Below are 18,747 nucleotides of genomic sequence, written 5' to 3'. Positions count from 1 at the left end.
ACAAAAATGAAGGCAACAAAAAGCAGCATCCAAACCCGGATGCTGCTTTTTTGCTGCTATCAGCCGTTTATTTCTTTGAAATATTTGCACTCAAAACTCAACGGACACGTTTCGCACTTCGGTTTTCGCGCAAGACACTGATTCCTTCCCCATGCAATCAGCAAATGATGAGCTTCGATCCAGCGACTCTCATCGACTTGTTCCATCAACTGACGTTCAATTTCTAAAACGTTTTTTGTCGGCTCGACCAAAGCAAGCCTGTTGGCAACGCGACTGACATGGGTGTCAACGGCAAATGCAGGAATTCCAAAACATTCGGCAAGTTCCACGTTGGCAGTCTTTCTGCCGACGCCGGTCAAGTCCATCAACTCTTCGCGCGTCTTTGGAACTTTGCCATCGAAACGTTCGACCAAATCTTTTGCGCACCCGACCAGATACTTGGCCTTATTGTGATACAGTCCGATCGTTTTGATGTATTTTTCAACTTCGCTCGGATCTGCCTGAGCCAAATCAGCCGGCGTCGCATATACTTTAAAAAGTGCAGGTGTTGCCTTATTGACGGAAACATCGGTTGCCTGTGCGCTTAAAATAATCGACAGCAAAAAGTGAAAAGGATCGGTCTTTTCAAGGGTCGTATCCGCTTTTGGAAAGCGTTCCTTCATCGTATCAAGAATTTTTGAAACCTGTTTTTTCTCAAGCATCTTTGTCAACTCCAGACCAGTGACTCAATGGGATTTTTGGACGATTGGCATTGCCTTTTTTCTTTTTCCGATTCGTTTTTTTCTCTTCGCGCTGATCCTTGACTCGCTGAACGTCCATTGCCGAATGAACGTTTTGCTTTTCCCATGAAATAAGAATTCGGTCAATATATTTGAAGTTGTATGCCTGACTCAAAACTGCTTCTTTCAATGCCAACAGGATAATTTCCGGTGAATAGCCGTCTTCTTCCATCCAGCACCTGATTTCTTCAAGCTCAATGCTTGAAAGCGGTCGTCCGAATTCTTTTTGAAAACTGTCAAAAACTTGTTCTTTCGTTGCAGTTTCTTGTTTTTGACTTCGTGTCCGCAACTGATTTTTAACGATTTGAACAAGCTTTTCGTACAAAAACGATAAATCGTAACAATCGCGCTGCCTGCCCGAAGCATCAATAACTGTTCTTAACTCAACGACCTTTTTGACGATCAAATTGTTGAGCAGAGTCCCGATTTCGGCATCCGTCTTGCCCATCATCTTAGACAAGGCTTCCAAATCAACGTCTTCTTTTTGCTGGTCGAATTTCATCAGCATCAGCAGCAATAAGAATTCACCGTCATTCAGACCCAAATCCGTATAATTTTCAAGCAGCAGATTTGAAATCGAAGTTTGACCTTTCCTTAACATAAACACTGTTGCATCATCCATTGAAAACACCACTTTCACGTAAAAAAGGCCAGGAAACATCCTGGCCTGAGACTTTTATCAAGGATAAATACGGTTCAGCAAACGTGGGAACGGAATTGCTTCACGAATATGATCTTCGCCCGTCAGCCACGTGATGCAGCGTTCGAGTCCAAGCCCGAATCCTGAGTGAGGAACGCTGCCGTAACGCCGCAAATCCAAGTACCATTCATAATCATCCTTATTAAGACCAGCCTTAACTATTTGTTCTTCCAAATATTCAGGATCAGTTGAACGTTCAGATCCGCCGATGATTTCACCGTATCCTTCCGGTGCAAGCAAGTCGGCACAAATTACGACATCATCGCGCGTCGGGTGCGGCTTCATGTAAAACGGCTTGATTGCTTTCGGATAATTCATGACGAAAACAGGCTTGCTGAAATGTTCTGCAAGATAAGTTTCTTCAGGAGAACCAAAATCTTCGCCCCACTTGACGTCAGGAAATTCGCCGCTTTCCTTAAGCAAGTCAATTGCTTCGTCATAGGAGATGCGTGGATAAGGAAGTTCCGTATAACGTTTCAAAACGTCACGATCGCGTCCAAGAATTCCAAGTTCATAGTCGCAATGATCAAGAACGTTTTGAACAAGATATGCAATGTAGCGTTCCTGAATCTCCAAGCTTTCTTCTTGATGCATGAAAGCCATTTCCGGTTCAATCATCCAAAATTCGATCAAATGACGACGAGTCTTTGATTTTTCGGCACGGAACGTCGGCCCAAACGAAAAGACCTTTCCGTATGCCATTGCCCCTGCTTCTTCGTACAACTGCCCCGATTGAGACAAATATGCGTCCTTGTCGAAATATTCAGTATGGAACAATTCCGTCGTTCCTTCAGGTGCGCTGCCCGTCAAAATCGGAGCGTCAAGCTTGATGAAACCTTCTTTGTTGAAAAATTCGTACGTTGCACGAATTACTTCGTTTCTGATCTTCATCACGGCAAACTGACGCTTGGAACGAAGCCATAAATGGCGATGGTCCATCAAGAAATCCGTGCCGTGCTCTTTTGGCGTGATCGGATAGTTCTCGCTTTCACCTACTACTTCAATGTCTTCGATCTCAATTTCATATCCGAAATGAGAGCGCGTGTCTTCATGAATCGTTCCGACCACGTACATGCTCGTTTCCTGCTTAAGTTCCTTTGCAAGCTTAAACGTTTCTTCAGAAACATTGTTCTTTACAACGACTCCTTGAAAATATGCCGTTCCGTCACGAAGCTGCAAAAAGGCAATCTTGCCGCTTGAACGCTTATTGGTCAACCAAACTCCGATTTTTACTTTTTGATTGACGTAATCTTTGGAATCGATAATACTTATTGTTTCCAAACCAAATTCCTCCTACATATGTTTTTCTACAAATTCTTTCATCCGGCTCATGGCCTTTTTCAAGTCTTCAAGACTTGTCGCATAGCTCAAACGCACATGTTCGCTCATGCCAAATGCAGAGCCCGGAACGACGGCAACGTGTGCTTCTTCCAACAGCTTGTCCGCAAATTCTTCCGTTGTTTCGAATCCGCAAAGAGAAACCGCCTTTTTGACGTTTGGAAACATGTAAAATGCCCCCTCAGGCTTGTTCTTCAATTCAAAACCAGGAATTTCGCAAACAAGCGGATATATTTCGTTCAGACGTTTTTCGTATGCTTGACGCATTTCCTCAGTACATGCCTGATCGCCAGTAACTGCAGCCAAAGCCGCATATTGACTTACTGCTGCCAAATTGCTTGTTTCGTGTCCGATAACGGCTCCGATCTTCTTAATGATCTCTTCTTCAGCAACAACGTAGCCAATTCGCCATCCGGTCATTGCATATGCCTTTGAAAAACCGTTGACAAGAATCGTATTCTGTCTGATTGAAGGAGAAAGCTCCATCAATGAGACAAACTTATTTCCATTATAGACTAACTTGCTGTACATGTCATCAGCAACCAGATAAATATCGTGTTCGACTGCCCAATTGCCGATTGCTTCAAGTTCTTCTTTCGTATAAATCAAGCCTGATGGGTTCTGAGGCGAATTAACGATGACTGCGACGGTCTTTTCAGTCCGCATCTCTTCAAGTTCTTTGACCGTAACTTTGTGGGTTTCGTTATTTGCTTTGACAAACTTCGGAACTCCGCCGACAAGCTTGACCTGTTCCCCATAGCTCACCCAGTACGGCAACGGAATCAAAACTTCGTCGCCCGGATCAAGGATGGTTTGCGCGATTGCAAAAAGCGCCATCTTTCCGCCGGCTGCCACGGCGACGTTCTCCTTGGAAAATGCAGTGTTGCAATCATCATTGATAAATTTTGCGATTGCTTCCCTTAATTCCAAAATACCGGTTGCCGGAGTGTAAAAATCGGACTTTCCTTCATTTATGGATGCAACAGCCGCATCCTTAACGTGGCGCGGGGTATTGAAATCCGGCTCTCCGATTGATAAATTGATCACGTCGATTCCGGAAGCCTTCATCTGTTTTGCCTTGGCAGAGAGTGCCAGTGTGGCCGAAGGCGTAATATTTTGCGCACGTTGCGATATCTTCATTTGAAAAAAACCTCCATCAAATGTTTTGAATTGTTTTGATAACATCACCATTTTTGAAAGCAATGATGTCATAGCACAAATTGCCGTAAGCGTTCAGATAGGTAACTTCCCAAACGGGAGTTTTTCCCCTCATACCCATTCCGACATTCGTAATCTTTTTGACGTCCTGCCGTTTTCTGACTGCTTTTTTGGCTGTTTCAGCAGAGATGCCGTCTTCTTGACCGTAGATGTTGATTTTTTTGCCGTTTTTCGAAACAACGGCGTAAATTTTTTGATTGTCCGCATTCGTTCCGAAAACAGTATAAAAAGTCTTATCTCTGCTATAACGATAAAAAGCATCCTCTTTTTTGAGATGCGCATATTTTTTCGCCAGGCGCACCGCTTCTTTGTGGGCTTCATTTTCTGGCTGCACTGATTTAAAGAAAATCCCTAAAACAGCAACTATTGCCAGCAAAACTCCCATAAAAAGATACAGCTTGCCATGCTGCTTTTTTTGCATTTAATTAAAAACTCCCTTCATGCATCGTGCAGAATCGACTGACAATAAAACACATGCTTTATTATACCAGTCTTTTCTCGTCAGCGGCACCTAAAACCCAAAATCTTTTTCGGCATCACGAATAATTTCGGGAATGTCTTTCATTTCGACGCGATCAATTCGCAAATTTTTCGGCAACGTGTCGGTAAACTCATGAGCATAACGCTTATTGACGATGCGCGAATCCAACACTGCCAAAATGCCGTGATCGTCTTTTGTTCTGATCAGCCTTCCAAAACCCTGCCTGAACTTTAAAGCTGCTTCGGGAAGCGAAACGGCCGAAAAAGGATTGTGTCCTTTGGCTTGAACGTTACGATAACGCACCTTGTTGATCAATGAATCAGGAGACTGAAATGGCAGACGCGTAATTACCAACAGTTCAAGCTTTTCTTCCGGAAGATCGATTCCTTCCCAGAAACTTCCCGCTCCAAGCAAAATGCTTTTTGAAGACGTCAAAACGAACCGTTTCTTCAATTTTTCGGGAGTTCCGTTCACTCCCTGAGCCAAAATCTCTCTTTTCTTATTCAGTCCGCGAACCGAAAGTCCATTGTAAACCGCTTCGATATCCTCCAAAGAATTAAACAGAACCAACGTTTGCAAAGAGGTTTTTTCAATAATGTCTGCCAACGCATCCGTTAAATATGCATGATATTCAGCCTTGCTGAGCATTGACGAAAGATCGGGCGAGTCCGTCGCAAAGACTGCTCTTGCCTGATGAGCATAGTCAAATGCGCTTTGATATCGTTTTGTCAAAACGTCGTTATCCAGCCTGAGCTGATCCTTCGTATAATCTTCGGTCTTCTTCGTGAATAAAAGCGCCCCGCACATCACGATATGCTTAAAATATCCGTAAACTCTTTCTTCAAGATATTTTCCGGCTTCAAGTCTTGAAAAGCACAGGCGCAAATGCGTTTTAGGATTATTTGGCGAGTATTTCATCCAAACCAGCGTTGTTTCGTCCATTTTTTCGAGTTCGGAAAATTCCAGCAAATGCCACTTCTCCATTGATTCGACAAGCTTTTCGCAATCAATAAACCAATCAGTCAGAAGATTTACGGCCTCGTGATCAAGCGTCCCGGCATCAAGTGCTCTGAAAAAGCGCTGCTTCATTTCCGTCATCTGCCCTAAAAGTTCGGTATACGCCTTGGTCGTCTTCAAAAAAATCGCAAAATTTCCTTTTAAAAGGCCTAAAACTTTATTTGGAGAAAGCAACGTTTCAACGAATTCTTTTTTTGATCCGCCCTTTGTTCTGACGTATCGTTCCCAAAACTTCTCTCTGATGAACGGCACGGAATGGTCGATTATCTGAATATTGCGCAAAATCGTTCGATATTCGTTTTTCGTCAGAAAATGCTGCCTGATCAGTCCTTCAAACGAAAATGAAATGCGCGACTCCATCGAAACGAGCAGCGTATCTGAATAAATTTTGACCAAATCAAAATCAAAAACGGACCCGCTCTGTTCCATTGCAACGCTCGGAATATTTTGGGCCTCATCCAAAATCAGATTGGCCTTTTCCTTGCCGATTTCTTCGGCATGGCGCACCAAATAAGAATGATTGGTAAAGACGAAATCCGCAAATTTGACTCTGACGTCCCTCAGCCTCACAAAATCAAGCCCGTAAAATGCGCTTTTATCGGACAATGACCCGACTCCCGCATGTTTAATCATTTTAAACAACTGAGCTCGATAGGTCGTCAGACGAAGTTCATCCATATCACCGGTCGTCGTTTGCCAAAGCCAAGACAAAATGCGCATCTGAAGCAAACGCGTCTGATTGTTCATCGGAATCTTGAGCGTATGACTGAATTTTTCAAGATCGATATAATGTCCGCTGCCTTTCATGACTTCATACGTGAAATCGAACGGAACGATCTTTTTAAGCAGCGGCACGGATTCCTTGACAATCTGATCCAGCAAAGCAGTCGTCGACGTTGAAACCACGGTTGAATCTCCTTCTTGAGCCTGATATGCGCCCGGCACGAGATACCCGAGCGTCTTGCCCATGCCCGTCGGAGCTTGAACCAAAAGCATCTTTTCATCATCGTTGAAGTGCTCGTAGATATCGTTCATCATTTTTGCTTGTTCTTTTCTCCAGTCGATAACTCCCGAAAAAAGCCGGGACTGCTCAGCCTCAGTTTTCGGAAATTTATCGTTAAAGCCCTTTTTGACCTCAAAACGAGGTCGTCTGAGCACGATTCCCTCAACTTCGATGTGCTCTTTGTCCAACATTTCATATTGTTTTCGCTTATTTTCATATGCCTGCAAAATGCACTGCTTCGTTTCATAAAGGAGCGCATCAGAGAGCTTGAGCAGACTTTTCAGCAAGGCTTCCGGCATTGAAGCAAGTTTCTTTTGCAACAGGATGAAAAGTTCGGCCGTTACGAAAGCATCGCTGTCCGCATGATGAGGATGCTTGTGCTTGAATCCCAAAAAATGTGCAAGATCTCCCAAACGGTATGAAGCAAGCGTCGGGAACGCGATTTGCGCAAGCTGGACGGTGTCGATCCCTTCAAGGTCAAGTTTCGGAAATCCGATGCGTTCAAATTCGCTGTTCAAAAAACGGTAATCAAGTTCAATATTGTGCGCAACAAAAACCGTGTCGCTTAAAAGCGCATAAATCGTCCCAGCGACTTCATCAAACGTCGGAGCATTTTTAACGTCCTTATCCGTGATGTTTGTTAAATTCTGTACGTCTTCCGGAATTTTTCTCAGCGGATTGATTAAAGTCGAGAACGTATTGACGATTTTGTTTCCTTCCGTAAAAACGCAGGAAAACTGTATCAAGCGCTCACTGCCGTTCGGATTGGTGCCCGTCATCTCGAGATCGACGACAGCATATGTTTGCAAATTAGACATTTTTTTCACCAATTTCGTTTTAAAATTTGCCGAATCGCCCAAAAATTCGAGGCGATGCTCTGCATTTCGTTTCTGATTGCTTACCTTTAAGTTTACCACATCTTATTGCCTGATTAAACTTCCCTACTTGTAGGCAAAAACAAATACTAGTATAATTAGTCTGATTGCAAAAACACGGAACGGAAAGGAAGCAATATATTTGGAAGAAGAATCACGTTTCGGCTTCGGTGAAAGCCACGCGAAAGTCATCTTAATCGGTGAACATTCCGTAGTCTATGGAAGACCAGCAATTGCGATTCCGCTCAAAACAATTAAGGCAACATCCACGATAAAATCTCGAGAAGACGGGCAGATCATCATTCACAGCGAACGTTTCGACGGTTTGTTGGCTGATGCTCCGTCCGATATGACGGGAATCAAAAAATTGATTCTGGATGCTGTCAGAAAACAAAATTACCAAAAAGGACTTGAAGCAACTCTTAAAAGCATGGTGCCAATCGCACGAGGAATGGGATCTTCGGCATGCGTCGCCGTTGCTTTGGCACGTGCGTTGTTCAGTTTCTTTTCTCTGCATTTCAGCGAAAAAGAACTGCTTGCGGCGGCAAATATCGAAGAAGTTGCCACGCACACCAACCCGAGCGGGCTTGATGCCGCAACCTGCGCGTCAAACACGCCGATTTGGATGATGGCCGGCAAAATCAAGCGCATCCCGATCAACTTGGACGGCTGCCTTTTAATCTGCGATACCGGCATCAAGGGACAGACTTCTGAAGCAATCGCTGCCGTTAAAAAGCGGCTCGGAAGCGCTGCAAAAGAAACAAATGCCCTGTTTGACAAGCTGCAAGAGCTGACTCTTGCCGCCAAAAAACAGTTGGCAAAAAACGATCTGCTCGGCTTGGGTCAGACGTTTGATGCCGCACAAAGCGTGCTCAAGACGCTTGGCGTAAGCTGCGACGAACTTGACGAGTATATTTCCGTCGCCAAAGACAACGGCGCGCTTGGTGCCAAGCTGACCGGAGGCGGACGCGGCGGATGCTTCATCTGTCTGACGAAAAATGCAGCGCAAGCAAACGAATTGGCTCAAAAACTTAGTTTGACCGGGGTAAGACAAACATGGATCGAACCGCTCGCTGACAAGGAGGAGAAAAACGTTTTATGAAAAAAACAGCAAGAGCTCACACGAACATTGCGCTTGTCAAATACTGGGGCAAAGCAGATGAAGAACTGATCATCCCTATGAATGGGTCCGTTTCGCTAACGCTGGATCACTTTTATACGGATACGACGGTCGAATTTGATCCTGCCTTGACGGAAGACATTTTTTGTCTTGACGGCAAACAAAAGCACGACCCCAAAGTAGCCAAATTCATGAATCTGGTCAGAAACTTGGCAAAAAAAGAAACTTTTGCAAGAATCGATTCGATCAATCACGTACCGACCGCTGCCGGACTGGCCTCTTCCGCATCGGCCTATGCTGCCCTTGCGCTTTCCGCCACCAGCGCCGCCGGACTGAATTTGACAAGAAAAGACCTTTCAAGACTCGCAAGACGCGGATCAGGGTCTGCCACGCGCTCGATCTTTGGGGGGTTCGTCGAATGGCACAAAGGCACAGACGACCTGACGTCTTTTGCCGAGCCGATTGAAGAAGAAACGGACTGGGAAATCTGCATGATTGCCATCGTCATCAACGGTCATGAAAAAAAGATCAGTTCCAGACACGGAATGCAGCAAGTCGTCAAGACTTCCCCCTACTACCACGAATGGGTCAAAACGGCCGAAGAAGATCTCAAACTGGTCAAACAGGCCATCAAAAACAGAGATTTCAGCTTGCTCGGCGAAGTTTCCGAAGCAAGCGCCATGAAGATGCACGCTTTGAACATGAGCGCCAAACCGCATTTTTCATATTTTATGCCGGAAAGCATCCTTGCGATGCAAAAAATCGAAGAATTACGAAGTCAGAACATTCCCTGCTATTACACGATGGATGCGGGTCCAAACGTCAAAGTCATCTGCGAAAAGCAAAACGTTGCTTTCATCATTGACGAATTATCAAAATTATTCGCAAAAGAAAATCTTTTGGTCGCAAACCCCGGACCCGGCGCAAGACTTATCTGATTTCTCGATGGTTCCCGCTGAATCAAGGGGGACTTTTTAATCATTAATCATTGAAAGGATTTGAAAAAATTGATTAAGGTCAAAGCACCTGGAAAACTTTATATTGCAGGCGAATATGCGGTCGTTGAAACCGGATGCCCCGCAATTTTGGTCGGGCTCAACAAATACGTCTACGTTTCAATCGAAGACAGCAAGGATTTTGGCACGATCATTTCAAAACAATACGAAAATTCGACCGTCGTTTGGAAAAGACGCGGCGAACACATGGTGATCGACAATCGCGACAATCCTTTTGAATATATCCTGTCAGGCATCAGAATCACTGAACAGTATGCACAGGAACTCGGCAAAAAAATGCGCTGCTACGATTTGAAAATCGACAGCGAACTTGACAGTCAGAGCGGCAAAAAATACGGTCTCGGATCATCTGCGGCAGTCACCGTTGCAACCGTTAAAGCTCTTTGTCAATACTACGGTCTGAACGTGACCTTGGATCAGCTTTTCAAACTTGCTGCCATTGCTCACTTCGAAGTCCAGGGGAACGGATCCTTGGGAGACATCGCCACCAGCGTTTTCGGCGGCTGGCTCGAATATCATTCGTTTGACCGTCAGTGGCTCAAAGCGGCCCGTCACAACTATTCTTTGAGCGAACTGCTCGCTAAAACCTGGCCAGGTCTCAAAATCATGTCCCTCCCTGTATTTGACAAACTGAACCTACTCATCGGCTGGACGGGATCGCCTGCTTCAACCTCGAATCTGGTCGATAAAGTCGAACTTTCAAAAGAAGAACGCCGCAAAAAATACCTGGAATTCGTGCATGAAAGCAGCAAATGCGTTGAACAAATGGAAGCATCATTTCAAAAACACGATTTGCCAGGCATTCAGCAATGTCTGCGCAAAAACCGCAAACTTTTGGAAAATCTGCATGAAATTACCGGCGTCGAAATTGAAACGCCGACATTGAAGTATTTGATCGAAAGCGCTGAGCGTTTCGGCGGTGCCGCTAAAACGTCCGGTGCTGGCGGCGGCGATTGCGGCATCGTTTTGATTGATTCTTCGATCGACACGACTTCCCTGCTCGATGAATGGACGAAACACGACATCATCCCGCTTGATTTGAGCATCCATTACAACGACTGATATGTCCAAGGAGGCCAAAATGAATCTTCATTCGCACAGAAAAGACGAGCACGTCATGATTGCAGAAAAGCTTTACCGCCAAAAAAGCACAAACGGGTTGGAACACATTCGCCTCATTCCGGCCAATCTGCCGGAAATATCATTGGATGAGATCAGTCTTTCGACGACTTTGGCCGGAAAAAAGCTTGAAGCTCCCTTTTTCATCAATGCCATTACAGGCGGAAGCCAAACGACAGATTCGCTGAACGAAAGTCTGGCAAGGGTTGCAAACAAGACCGGGGTTGCCATGGCCGTCGGATCTCAGAGCGTTGCCGTCAAAAACGCGGCTTATGCCAAAGGTTTTGAAAAGCTTCGCCGGTTGAATCCGAACGGAATCATGCTGGCCAATCTTGGCGCAAACCACCCTTTTGAAAATGCAGAGCGGGCTTGCAGCATGATTGATGCCGATATCATTGAGATTCATCTGAATGCGGCTCAGGAACTCGTAATGCCTGAAGGTGATACTGAATTTTATTGGCTTGAAAATCTCAAACGCTTAAACGAAAAACTGCATGTTCCCATGCTCGTCAAAGAAGTCGGAACGGGCATGACGCCGCAAACGCTGAAACTCCTGGCCGAAAACGGCGTTTCTTACGTCGACCTGGCCGGTGCGGGCGGAACAAACTTTGCCGCAATTGAAAATGAGCGTCGCAAAAACAAGGAAACGCTCGCTTTCATGCAAGAACTCGGCCTGACGACTGCCGAATCGCTTTTGGGTGCTCAAAAACATCGCAGTGAGCTTGGCAGACTTAAGTTGACGGCCTCAGGCGGCATCCGCGATGCTCAAGACATCGTCAAGTGCCTGGTCCTGGGAGCAGAAAACGTCGGCATCTCCGGCATGTTCCTTCACGTTTTGCTAAAAGACGGCGAGGACGGACTGGCTGCAAAAATCGAAGATCTCAAAACAGGTATCAGAGCTTTGATGGCGCTGCTCGGATGCCGCAAAATTTCCGAACTGAAAGACGTCCAAAGAATTTTGGATCTTGAATTGAAAAACACGGTGGATCAGCTGTAAAAAAATCCCGTTTCTAATTTGAATTAAATAAAATGCCGAACAAGGACGGTCGTCTTAAGACTATACTATGTCCTGTCAAGTATACAGTTCAAATATAAAATTTTAACTAACAAGATACGGCTTGATTGCGGAACTGTTCTGCGGTCAGGCCGTTTTGGGGTCTATACTAAATGGTGTTGATGATGATTTTTCAACACCATTTTTTGTATTCACAAAATATCTTCGCAATGCTATAATTTGAAAAAACACAGGAGAAACCGACGGGAACAAAAAAACTCCACTCCATTTCTGAAGTGAAGTTTTCGAGGTCATGAATCAAAATATTCGAAGTCCTTTCGGAAAGAAATTCTTGACCGTCAAATCAACGACTTTTCCGAATGCAAAGGCCTTGTCTTCGCATTCAAGCAAATACCAGCCGTTTCCTTGCGCAGGTCGTTCTTTTAACGAAATGACGTTTCCGGCAACGTATTTTTGCCAGTCTTCTTTTTCAACGGCAAGTTTTCGCTGACATTTCGTTGGATCAAGCGCAAGCGCAAGTCCATAAGAAGGCTCAAAGCGCTTTTTCTTGAACGTTCCGAGCAAAAATCCCGGACGAATGAATTTCAAACGCGAAATGTCGGGCCAAGATTCTTGATAAAGATACAGATGATCGCCCAAGACCTTCAGATTGCTTAGCGAAAATCCTTCCAGTTCGAATTCTTTGGCAAAGTTTTGCCAAAGCTCGACTTGTTCCGAACTCATGGCAGCCTTTTTGCCGTGTTTTTTCTTGCCCTTCTTCTTTTTAGAAACGTTTTCACCCACAGGACGCATATCCTTCAGCTTGGCAATAAAATGCCCTTCGCCCTTAAAATGGTGCATCATCAGCCTTACGCAGCCTCTGAGCTCCTCATTTCCGTCAGAAAATGCAGGGCGTCCCTCATCCATTCCGGAGTACTTTTTAATCGGAACGAGTTCCAGATACGGGTATTCGTTCAAAAGCCACGTTATTATCTGCTCATCTTCTTCCGGTGCAAACGTACAAGTCGAGTAAACAAGCGTACCGCCTTGTTTCAGCATCTTCATGGCATCGGCCAAAATCAGCTTTTGCCTTGCGGCGCATTCATTTGGATAGTCCTTATGCCAGTATTTGGTCGCAGCATGGTCCTTTCTGAACATCCCTTCGCCCGAGCATGGCGCATCGACAACGATTTTATCGAAAAACTGCTCGAACGTTTTTAAAAGTCCGGTCGGATCTTCGTTGGTGACGATAACGTTTCTTGCCCCGATTCGCTCCATGTTTTCAGCTAAAATCAGCGCACGTTTCCTGTTGATTTCGTTTGAAACCAACAAGCCTTCATTGTTCATCAAAGATGCCAGGTGACTGGATTTTCCGCCCGGCGCCGCACACAGGTCAAGAATTTTTTCGCCCGGCCTTGGACCGCAGACTTCACCGACGTACATTGCGCTCAAATCCTGACTGTAGACATATCCGGTTTGATGCTCAAGCGAGTTGCCGCTGACGGAGCCGACATACCCGACTGCAGAATAATCAACCGGGTGTTCCAGATTCAAAGCAACGTTTTGATAATTTGATTTCAGCGGATTCAATCGAAAGCCCTTTTGAGGTTCGGTGTCAAAACTTTCAAAAAAGGATTCGGCCTCATCTCCAAGCAGTTTCGTGTATTTTTCAATAAACTCATCAGGTAGATTCATGATCAACAACCTCTTCTAGTCTTTTTTCATCTGGCACTTCAACATCCAGTAAAACAGGCCGCTTGAGCAAACAAAGAGTCCGCCCAGGAAGCAAAGCACCAAAACATAAGAATTAAGATTGTAGAAGAGCGTTCCGGCAAGACCGCCCAAAATCAATCCGAGTGCAATGCAGATGCTGAATGCTCTCCATTCGGCAAAAATAAAACGAGGAACGTCAAACTTTAAAAACATCGTTTCATCGTAGTTTCGCTTGGAAGAAATAATCCAAAAGACGATTTCGCCGATCATCAAAACGATGACCAAAACAATCCCTAAGGCTTGTGCCCAGTGCGAAGCAATCCACGATTCATCAGAGACGATAAAGTGATTTGTGACCTGACGCTTGACTGAATTGGCATCAAGGGCCGTCTTGATCTCGCTTGGTTTCAAGTCTTGCGAGCTGTCGAGCAGGATGCGATAATTATTCGAATATGCATCTTGAAGCTGAGCAGTCGAAAGAGAAATGAACACCTGGTTATCGAGCTCAGAATTATAGTTGTCGCCCATAATGCCGATTACGGAAACATATTTATCGTTCCACTTCAAATAAGCCTGGTCTTTTGGACGATACAGCTTGTTTTGCCAATTTTTACCTACAACCACCGTCGCTACGTTTGATTCAAAGTCGCTGTCCGAAAAAAAGTGCCCTGAAAGCATCGGTGGAGCGGTGAAGCTGCCCTTGCCGTAAAAATAGGTCACGTTCTTGTTTTCACAATCCTGGTAATGAACCTGAACGTTGTTCAACAAATCAGTTTTTTCGATTTTTTGGTTAAGATCATACAAGGTCACGTTCTGCTTCAGCGTCACGTGATACGTGTTCGGTGAAAGATTATGATTATTAAGCTGAATGATCATGTCTCGTTCCTGAATCTTAAAACACAGATAAACCGAAAAAAACGCGACTAAAAAGATATAGAAAAATACGTAGATGCGCTTTTTAAACAAAATCTGCCAATCCTTCCGTTAGTGGATGCCCAATGCCATTTTGGCATAACTCGTCATGCGGTCCGTCGTCCAGGCCGGTTCCCAAATGAACTTGACATCGACTTTTTTAATTTCTTCAACGTCTCCTAAAGCATTCGTCACAAGATCGGCTAAAAGATCGGTCAAAGGACACCCCATCGTAGTCAAAGTCATGGAAACGACGCATATTCCGTCTTCAGTAAGATCTATCGCATAGACAAGGCCCAAGTTTACGATGTCGACGCCAAGCTCCGGGTCGGTCACCATTTCCAATCGATCCAAAATTTCTTCCTTGATTTGTTCATTCGTACGTTCTGACATTTGATTTACCTCGCTTATCTGTTTTCGTAATATTCAGCAAATTTTTCAGCCATCTCAACCGTCGTTTCATATGAGACCTTGTGCACGGCATTCTCCGTCGTCGTAAAAGTCGTCTTTTGAGCGTAATCTTCATCCTTGATCCGATCGTAAAAAGCCTTTGTCGGCTTATACGGTACTATCTGATCGGCCGTTCCGTGCCAAAAATGGAACGGGCGTGCGGCAATCTTTTCAGGCGCAAGCGACAAATCAATCGCACGCAAAGCCTGAAGCTGCGAATCAACGTATTGCTGCGGAACGTTTTTGACCTCCGGCATCGAAGCAATCAGCTTTTTCGCAAATTCGACAGGACACGGGGATCCCATCAGGCAAACTGCAGAAGAAATCCAATCGTAAGAAGCCATTAATGCGCATGTTGTGATGCCTCCCATTGAAAGGCCGCTGACACCGATAAAATCATCTTTGATTCCGGTCGTTTCCTCATAATAATCGACAATCTTTGGAAATTCAGCAACCGAATCAGCAATAATCTGCCAGAATTCCAGAAAATGCGTTTTAGCAGGGCCACCAATCATGCGCTCTCCGTGGTATTGAGCATCAGGCATGACCACTCTGAAACCACGTTTGGCTATTTCATAGCCTTGCGTCAAAACTTTTTCTTTGCAGCCTTCCCAACCATGGTAAAAGAACGCGAGCGGCAGCGATTCATCTCGCAAATTGCTGTCATTGAGCTCCAAAACGGGATACTCTCCCGCATGTTTGCATGCAACTTCAATCATCAGAAAACCCCCATCCGAAATATCTATTCTAATTATACACTATTATGGCATATTTCGCCTTTTACCGAAATCGAAATTTAATGATTCATAAACACTAGTTAAAGTAACAAGGTATGCTTTCTCAAAAATCATCACATTTGCCGAGAATATGTCTGACTTTCTGCAAGGATACGGGTGCATCTTCTTTTTTATGGTATTCGACGGACTCGATCTGTCCGATTTCATCAATTCCTTCGACATAAACGCAATCACCGAATTCGTATTGATCCTCATCTGCAAGGCACATGATTGCCGAGCCGCTGTCATCAAAACAGACGTTGCAAAAAATCAGCTCGTCCTTGCAGCGCAGCACCTTCTCATAGTTGAACGGGTTGAGAATTTCGCCGGCGACTCCGTAATAATAAAGCAGATAATTCAATTTTTCAGCAAACTTCGGCCAATCGACGGGCAGACCGCGCTTGTCAAAACTGCCCTTGACCTCTTTTTTTCTGCCGAATTTTGTTTCAAGTCTGATCAGATAATTTTGCTCTCCGGCAGGATTTTCGCAAACGTCAGCGGGATTGCCTTCAACCCTTGAAAAAGCATTCACTGAAACATCATCCAAAAAGTTAGATACGATGCCAGCAAGCTGCACGTTGCTTCTCACCTTTAGACGATCAAACGTGTTTCTTTGCACGACGATTGACTCGGATGCACGCTCAATCACGATTCTTTCGCTTGAATCGACGATTTCTTCGTCTGAAAAATTCAGGCACCGGTTAAACAAAAGCTCGATTCTGTCGACTTTGTCGGGATTTCCGTCAAACACCAGCAGATCATCTCGCTTGAACATGGAGCGAATCATATCAGAGATGGACGAGAGTCGTCCGCTTTTTTGCAGTGCCCCGTGCGTTTCGAACTCTTCTCCTGCTTCATTTACGAAAACGAGCTTCCAGTCGTCACGACTTGATTTTTCAAAAAAAGTTTCGTAAACGTCTTTCAAATCTCCCATGACCCCGTCAAAAGCAGGATTCGGAAAAAGATACTCGTCCCCCATGCCGGGCGGATTGTGATTGACGATTTCGATCGTTGCCTTTTCATCATTCAATTCCAGAATCTGCTCAAAAATCGTGCTTCTCTTCTTTCTCGAATAAAGCGTGACTTTCTTGATTTTGCCTTCAAGCGGACGATGCGTTTCAAAATCATTTTCCATTCTGATTCCCCCTAAAAATGCAGTGCTCTGACGCACCTTTTCCTGAATTTCCTGTCACTTTTTCAAAAACGTTTTACTTTCCTGAAGCCAGATCAGATAATAGATTCCTGCTGAGTTGATATTAAATCATACCATATGAAGCAATACCAGCTCACGGCTTAGGCAACCCTTATTCTCAACCTAATTTGACCAACCCATCCACGCCAAGACGAACGTCCAGCACCAAGCAGTGCCTTTCTCCGGGACAACTTTACAGTCAGTTCGGCAGTTGAATTTGTTTCGGAATCTTTCGGAAATGGTCTACCCTAAAATCGCAAAGACCATTTGACTGGGCACAATCCGATGCCCTCTATCCCATCCGCAAAAGCATTCGGGACTACTTTCTTGATGATTTGTAAAGCACCGTTAACATCGGCGTTAATTAATTGACCAGTATTTGCTTTGTACAAGCCACGCTTTAATCGACGTTTAATTGGCGACAAGCCTTTGCGCTGTCGGGCCTTGTTCCCATTCTCTCGAATGGGTTCTTCCTTATCTAAGAAAGATGTTTGACTAGTATAGGATTCGCTATGCTGAATAACTACAATGCCTGCTAAGTTCGCCTTATATTTAATCAAATTGATCATGACTTGATGTGGAATTCCAATGAAGTTTTGATTATTCTGCTTACTCATGCGGGAACGCTGTTTTTGCCCCTTGTTTTTTCCAATGATAATCGTGTTTAGCTCATGGCTTAGCGCAAAATCAACAATACGCTTACTTGCTTCATGAGCAAAACGACTCATCTTTTGGTTTCGGTAAAAGTCAAGACTAGCCAGCTGATGGCTGGAACGATTTTGACCTAGCCGGTCATGCAAGCTGGTCAGTCGAGCTCGCTGTTTGTTGTAGAACTGGTTAATTGACTTAATTGGCTTGCCGTTGACGATTACCGGCGTAATTCCCGGTACGTTGGTTGCCAAAGTAAAAGCGTTATTAACGCCCGGATCAATTCCTAGGTAACGCCCATTGTCCGGCTTGTATTGAGTGATCTGGTTAGTTTTATAGACCACCTCAACGATAAAACGGCGGTTCTGTGGGACAATTCGCACCTCTTGAATCGACGTTGTTTCCGGGTGCGCTAATTTAACCTTAAACTTGTCCATGCAAGGAATCTCAACGTAACCATTCTGCCGTAACTTGACAGTCTGATTGTCAACGATAATAGTGCTCAAACCACCCTTTGTCCGATACTTTGGCAATTTAGGCCGACCCGTGAACTTGCTAGGATTCTTGGCGTAAGCTTTCCGAGCCTTGTTCCATGAATCCATGCTGCGAGCGACCAACTTGAGTTGTTGTTGGACCAAGTGCACGTTATTCATTGAGCTATAAATCATGCTGTCCTTTTGGCGCTTAGATTGCTTTAATGATGCGTCTAACTTGTTATAAGACAACCACGAACCCTTAAACAAAGCCTGCCTAGCCCGATACAAACCTTGATTGTAGACGTTGTTAGCCAGGTGGCTAAAATGGTCTAAAACAGCGTATTTCGGGTGAGTCGGGCGAATCACATGACGTTCTGTCAAGTAGTCATACTGCTGTTCAGTCAGATTTTGATGAATACGCTGATAACGAAGCAGCTTATTCTTTTTCGTTTTTTGTGCCATGCAATTCCACCTCGCTTTCCTCATTATTACTTAGAGCCTCCTTAATCTTCTTGCGTCTGCCAGAATACATACGCATTGAAAAGGAATGAAGCAAGCCGATGACTTCCTCGAAGATTTCCTGTTGATCGGTTTTCTTGTCACATTTGAAATTGACAACATCAACCATCCCGTCTTCGTCTGACCCTAACCCTTTTTTTGAACGTTCATCACCAACGCAAACCATTTTTTGCTGTCTTTATGCCTGAAGACCTCGTTTTTAGGCGATTTCTTCCATGGATAATCAAAACTTGCATCGTCGTTTTGGATGACGAACTTTTCAAAATCATCCCTGTTCATCAAAATCCCCCCACTTAAGCGGATTTTTCTACCGAAATCAGGCTGCCTGTTTTAAATTCTTTCAAAATATGATTTTCAATAATTATATCACACAAATATTACGAATGCACGTTCGACTAACG

18 protein-coding genes are annotated in these 18,747 nt (G+C 44.6%); 4 read left to right on the top strand and 14 right to left on the bottom strand.

Features of this window, described 5'->3' with window-relative positions:
* Positions 1-59: 59 nt before the first annotated feature.
* The 6 genes from nth to BMZ95_RS01040 form a co-directional block, all read right to left on the bottom strand.
* On the bottom strand, positions 60-701 hold the full coding sequence (nth, locus tag BMZ95_RS01065) for an endonuclease III (protein ID WP_046922466.1): 642 nt from the start codon (positions 699-701) through the stop codon (positions 60-62).
* A complete protein-coding gene (locus BMZ95_RS01060) occupies positions 694-1,401 on the bottom strand; it encodes a DnaD domain-containing protein (protein ID WP_046922467.1) in 708 nt (235 codons plus the stop codon). Before BMZ95_RS01060 ends, nth begins: the two co-directional genes overlap by 8 nt.
* 57 nt (positions 1,402-1,458) lie before the next feature.
* Positions 1,459-2,760, bottom strand: a complete 1,302-nt coding sequence (gene asnS / locus BMZ95_RS01055; protein ID WP_014073400.1) for an asparagine--tRNA ligase — start codon at positions 2,758-2,760, stop codon at positions 1,459-1,461.
* A gap of 12 nt (positions 2,761-2,772) precedes the next feature.
* On the bottom strand, positions 2,773-3,957 hold the full coding sequence (locus BMZ95_RS01050) for a pyridoxal phosphate-dependent aminotransferase (RefSeq protein WP_046922468.1): 1,185 nt from the start codon (positions 3,955-3,957) through the stop codon (positions 2,773-2,775).
* Between the two features lie 16 nt (positions 3,958-3,973).
* Entirely contained in the window at positions 3,974-4,456 is a 483-nt protein-coding gene (locus BMZ95_RS01045) for a cell wall elongation regulator TseB-like domain-containing protein (protein ID WP_014073398.1), read from the bottom strand.
* A 90-nt stretch (positions 4,457-4,546) separates the two neighbouring features.
* Complete coding sequence (locus BMZ95_RS01040) at positions 4,547-7,354, bottom strand: helicase C-terminal domain-containing protein (protein WP_225354874.1); 2,808 nt, start codon at positions 7,352-7,354, stop codon at positions 4,547-4,549.
* 199 nt (positions 7,355-7,553) lie between these two features.
* Between BMZ95_RS01040 and mvk the strand changes: the two genes are divergently transcribed.
* The 4 genes from mvk (at position 7,554) to fni (ending at position 11,663) form a co-directional block, all read left to right on the top strand.
* A complete protein-coding gene (gene mvk / locus BMZ95_RS01035; protein ID WP_014073396.1) occupies positions 7,554-8,513 on the top strand; it encodes a mevalonate kinase in 960 nt (319 codons plus the stop codon).
* Positions 8,510-9,469 (top strand): diphosphomevalonate decarboxylase, encoded by a 960-nt coding sequence (gene mvaD, locus BMZ95_RS01030; RefSeq protein WP_014073395.1) that lies wholly within the window; start codon positions 8,510-8,512, stop codon positions 9,467-9,469. Before mvk ends, mvaD begins: the two co-directional genes overlap by 4 nt.
* Positions 9,470-9,538: 69 nt before the next feature.
* Positions 9,539-10,609 (top strand): phosphomevalonate kinase, encoded by a 1,071-nt coding sequence (locus tag BMZ95_RS01025; RefSeq protein ID WP_046922470.1) that lies wholly within the window; start codon positions 9,539-9,541, stop codon positions 10,607-10,609.
* Positions 10,610-10,628: 19 nt separating this feature from the next.
* Positions 10,629-11,663, top strand: a complete 1,035-nt coding sequence (gene fni / locus BMZ95_RS01020; RefSeq protein WP_046922471.1) for a type 2 isopentenyl-diphosphate Delta-isomerase — start codon at positions 10,629-10,631, stop codon at positions 11,661-11,663.
* Between the two features lie 315 nt (positions 11,664-11,978).
* Here fni and BMZ95_RS01015 read toward each other — a convergent pair whose 3' ends face one another.
* From BMZ95_RS01015 to BMZ95_RS11090, 8 genes are all read right to left on the bottom strand, one after another.
* Entirely contained in the window at positions 11,979-13,355 is a 1,377-nt protein-coding gene (locus BMZ95_RS01015; RefSeq protein ID WP_046922472.1) for an RsmB/NOP family class I SAM-dependent RNA methyltransferase, read from the bottom strand.
* A 15-nt stretch (positions 13,356-13,370) separates the two neighbouring features.
* Complete coding sequence (locus BMZ95_RS01010; RefSeq protein WP_046922473.1) at positions 13,371-14,339, bottom strand: ABC transporter permease; 969 nt, start codon at positions 14,337-14,339, stop codon at positions 13,371-13,373.
* Positions 14,340-14,357: 18 nt separating this feature from the next.
* Positions 14,358-14,678 carry a metal-sulfur cluster assembly factor gene (locus BMZ95_RS01005; RefSeq protein ID WP_003693995.1) on the bottom strand — a complete coding sequence of 107 codons (321 nt, stop codon included), beginning with the start codon at positions 14,676-14,678 and terminating at the stop codon, positions 14,358-14,360.
* 14 nt (positions 14,679-14,692) lie between these two features.
* Positions 14,693-15,454 (bottom strand): alpha/beta hydrolase family protein, encoded by a 762-nt coding sequence (locus BMZ95_RS01000; protein ID WP_046922474.1) that lies wholly within the window; start codon positions 15,452-15,454, stop codon positions 14,693-14,695.
* A gap of 121 nt (positions 15,455-15,575) precedes the next feature.
* The gene (locus BMZ95_RS00995) at positions 15,576-16,646 is read right to left on the bottom strand and encodes a hypothetical protein (RefSeq protein WP_046922475.1); all 1,071 of its coding nucleotides are present in this window, start codon (positions 16,644-16,646) and stop codon (positions 15,576-15,578) included.
* A 305-nt stretch (positions 16,647-16,951) separates the two neighbouring features.
* Positions 16,952-18,289 carry an RNA-guided endonuclease InsQ/TnpB family protein gene (locus BMZ95_RS00990; protein WP_046922476.1) on the bottom strand — a complete coding sequence of 446 codons (1,338 nt, stop codon included), beginning with the start codon at positions 18,287-18,289 and terminating at the stop codon, positions 16,952-16,954.
* Positions 18,264-18,512 (bottom strand): recombinase family protein, encoded by a 249-nt coding sequence (locus BMZ95_RS00985; RefSeq protein ID WP_003698391.1) that lies wholly within the window; start codon positions 18,510-18,512, stop codon positions 18,264-18,266. Before BMZ95_RS00985 ends, BMZ95_RS00990 begins: the two co-directional genes overlap by 26 nt.
* Positions 18,473-18,625, bottom strand: coding sequence for an MmcQ/YjbR family DNA-binding protein (locus BMZ95_RS11090; protein WP_022280952.1), 153 nt, complete (start codon positions 18,623-18,625; stop codon positions 18,473-18,475). The genes BMZ95_RS00985 and BMZ95_RS11090 overlap by 40 nt, the downstream gene beginning before the upstream one ends.
* Positions 18,626-18,747 lie beyond the last annotated feature (122 nt).

The sequence above is a fragment of the Ligilactobacillus ruminis DSM 20403 = NBRC 102161 genome, from assembly GCF_900113455.1.
In the GTDB taxonomy this organism is placed as follows: domain Bacteria; phylum Bacillota; class Bacilli; order Lactobacillales; family Lactobacillaceae; genus Ligilactobacillus; species Ligilactobacillus ruminis.
This window is presented reverse-complemented; position numbering and strand designations above follow the sequence as displayed.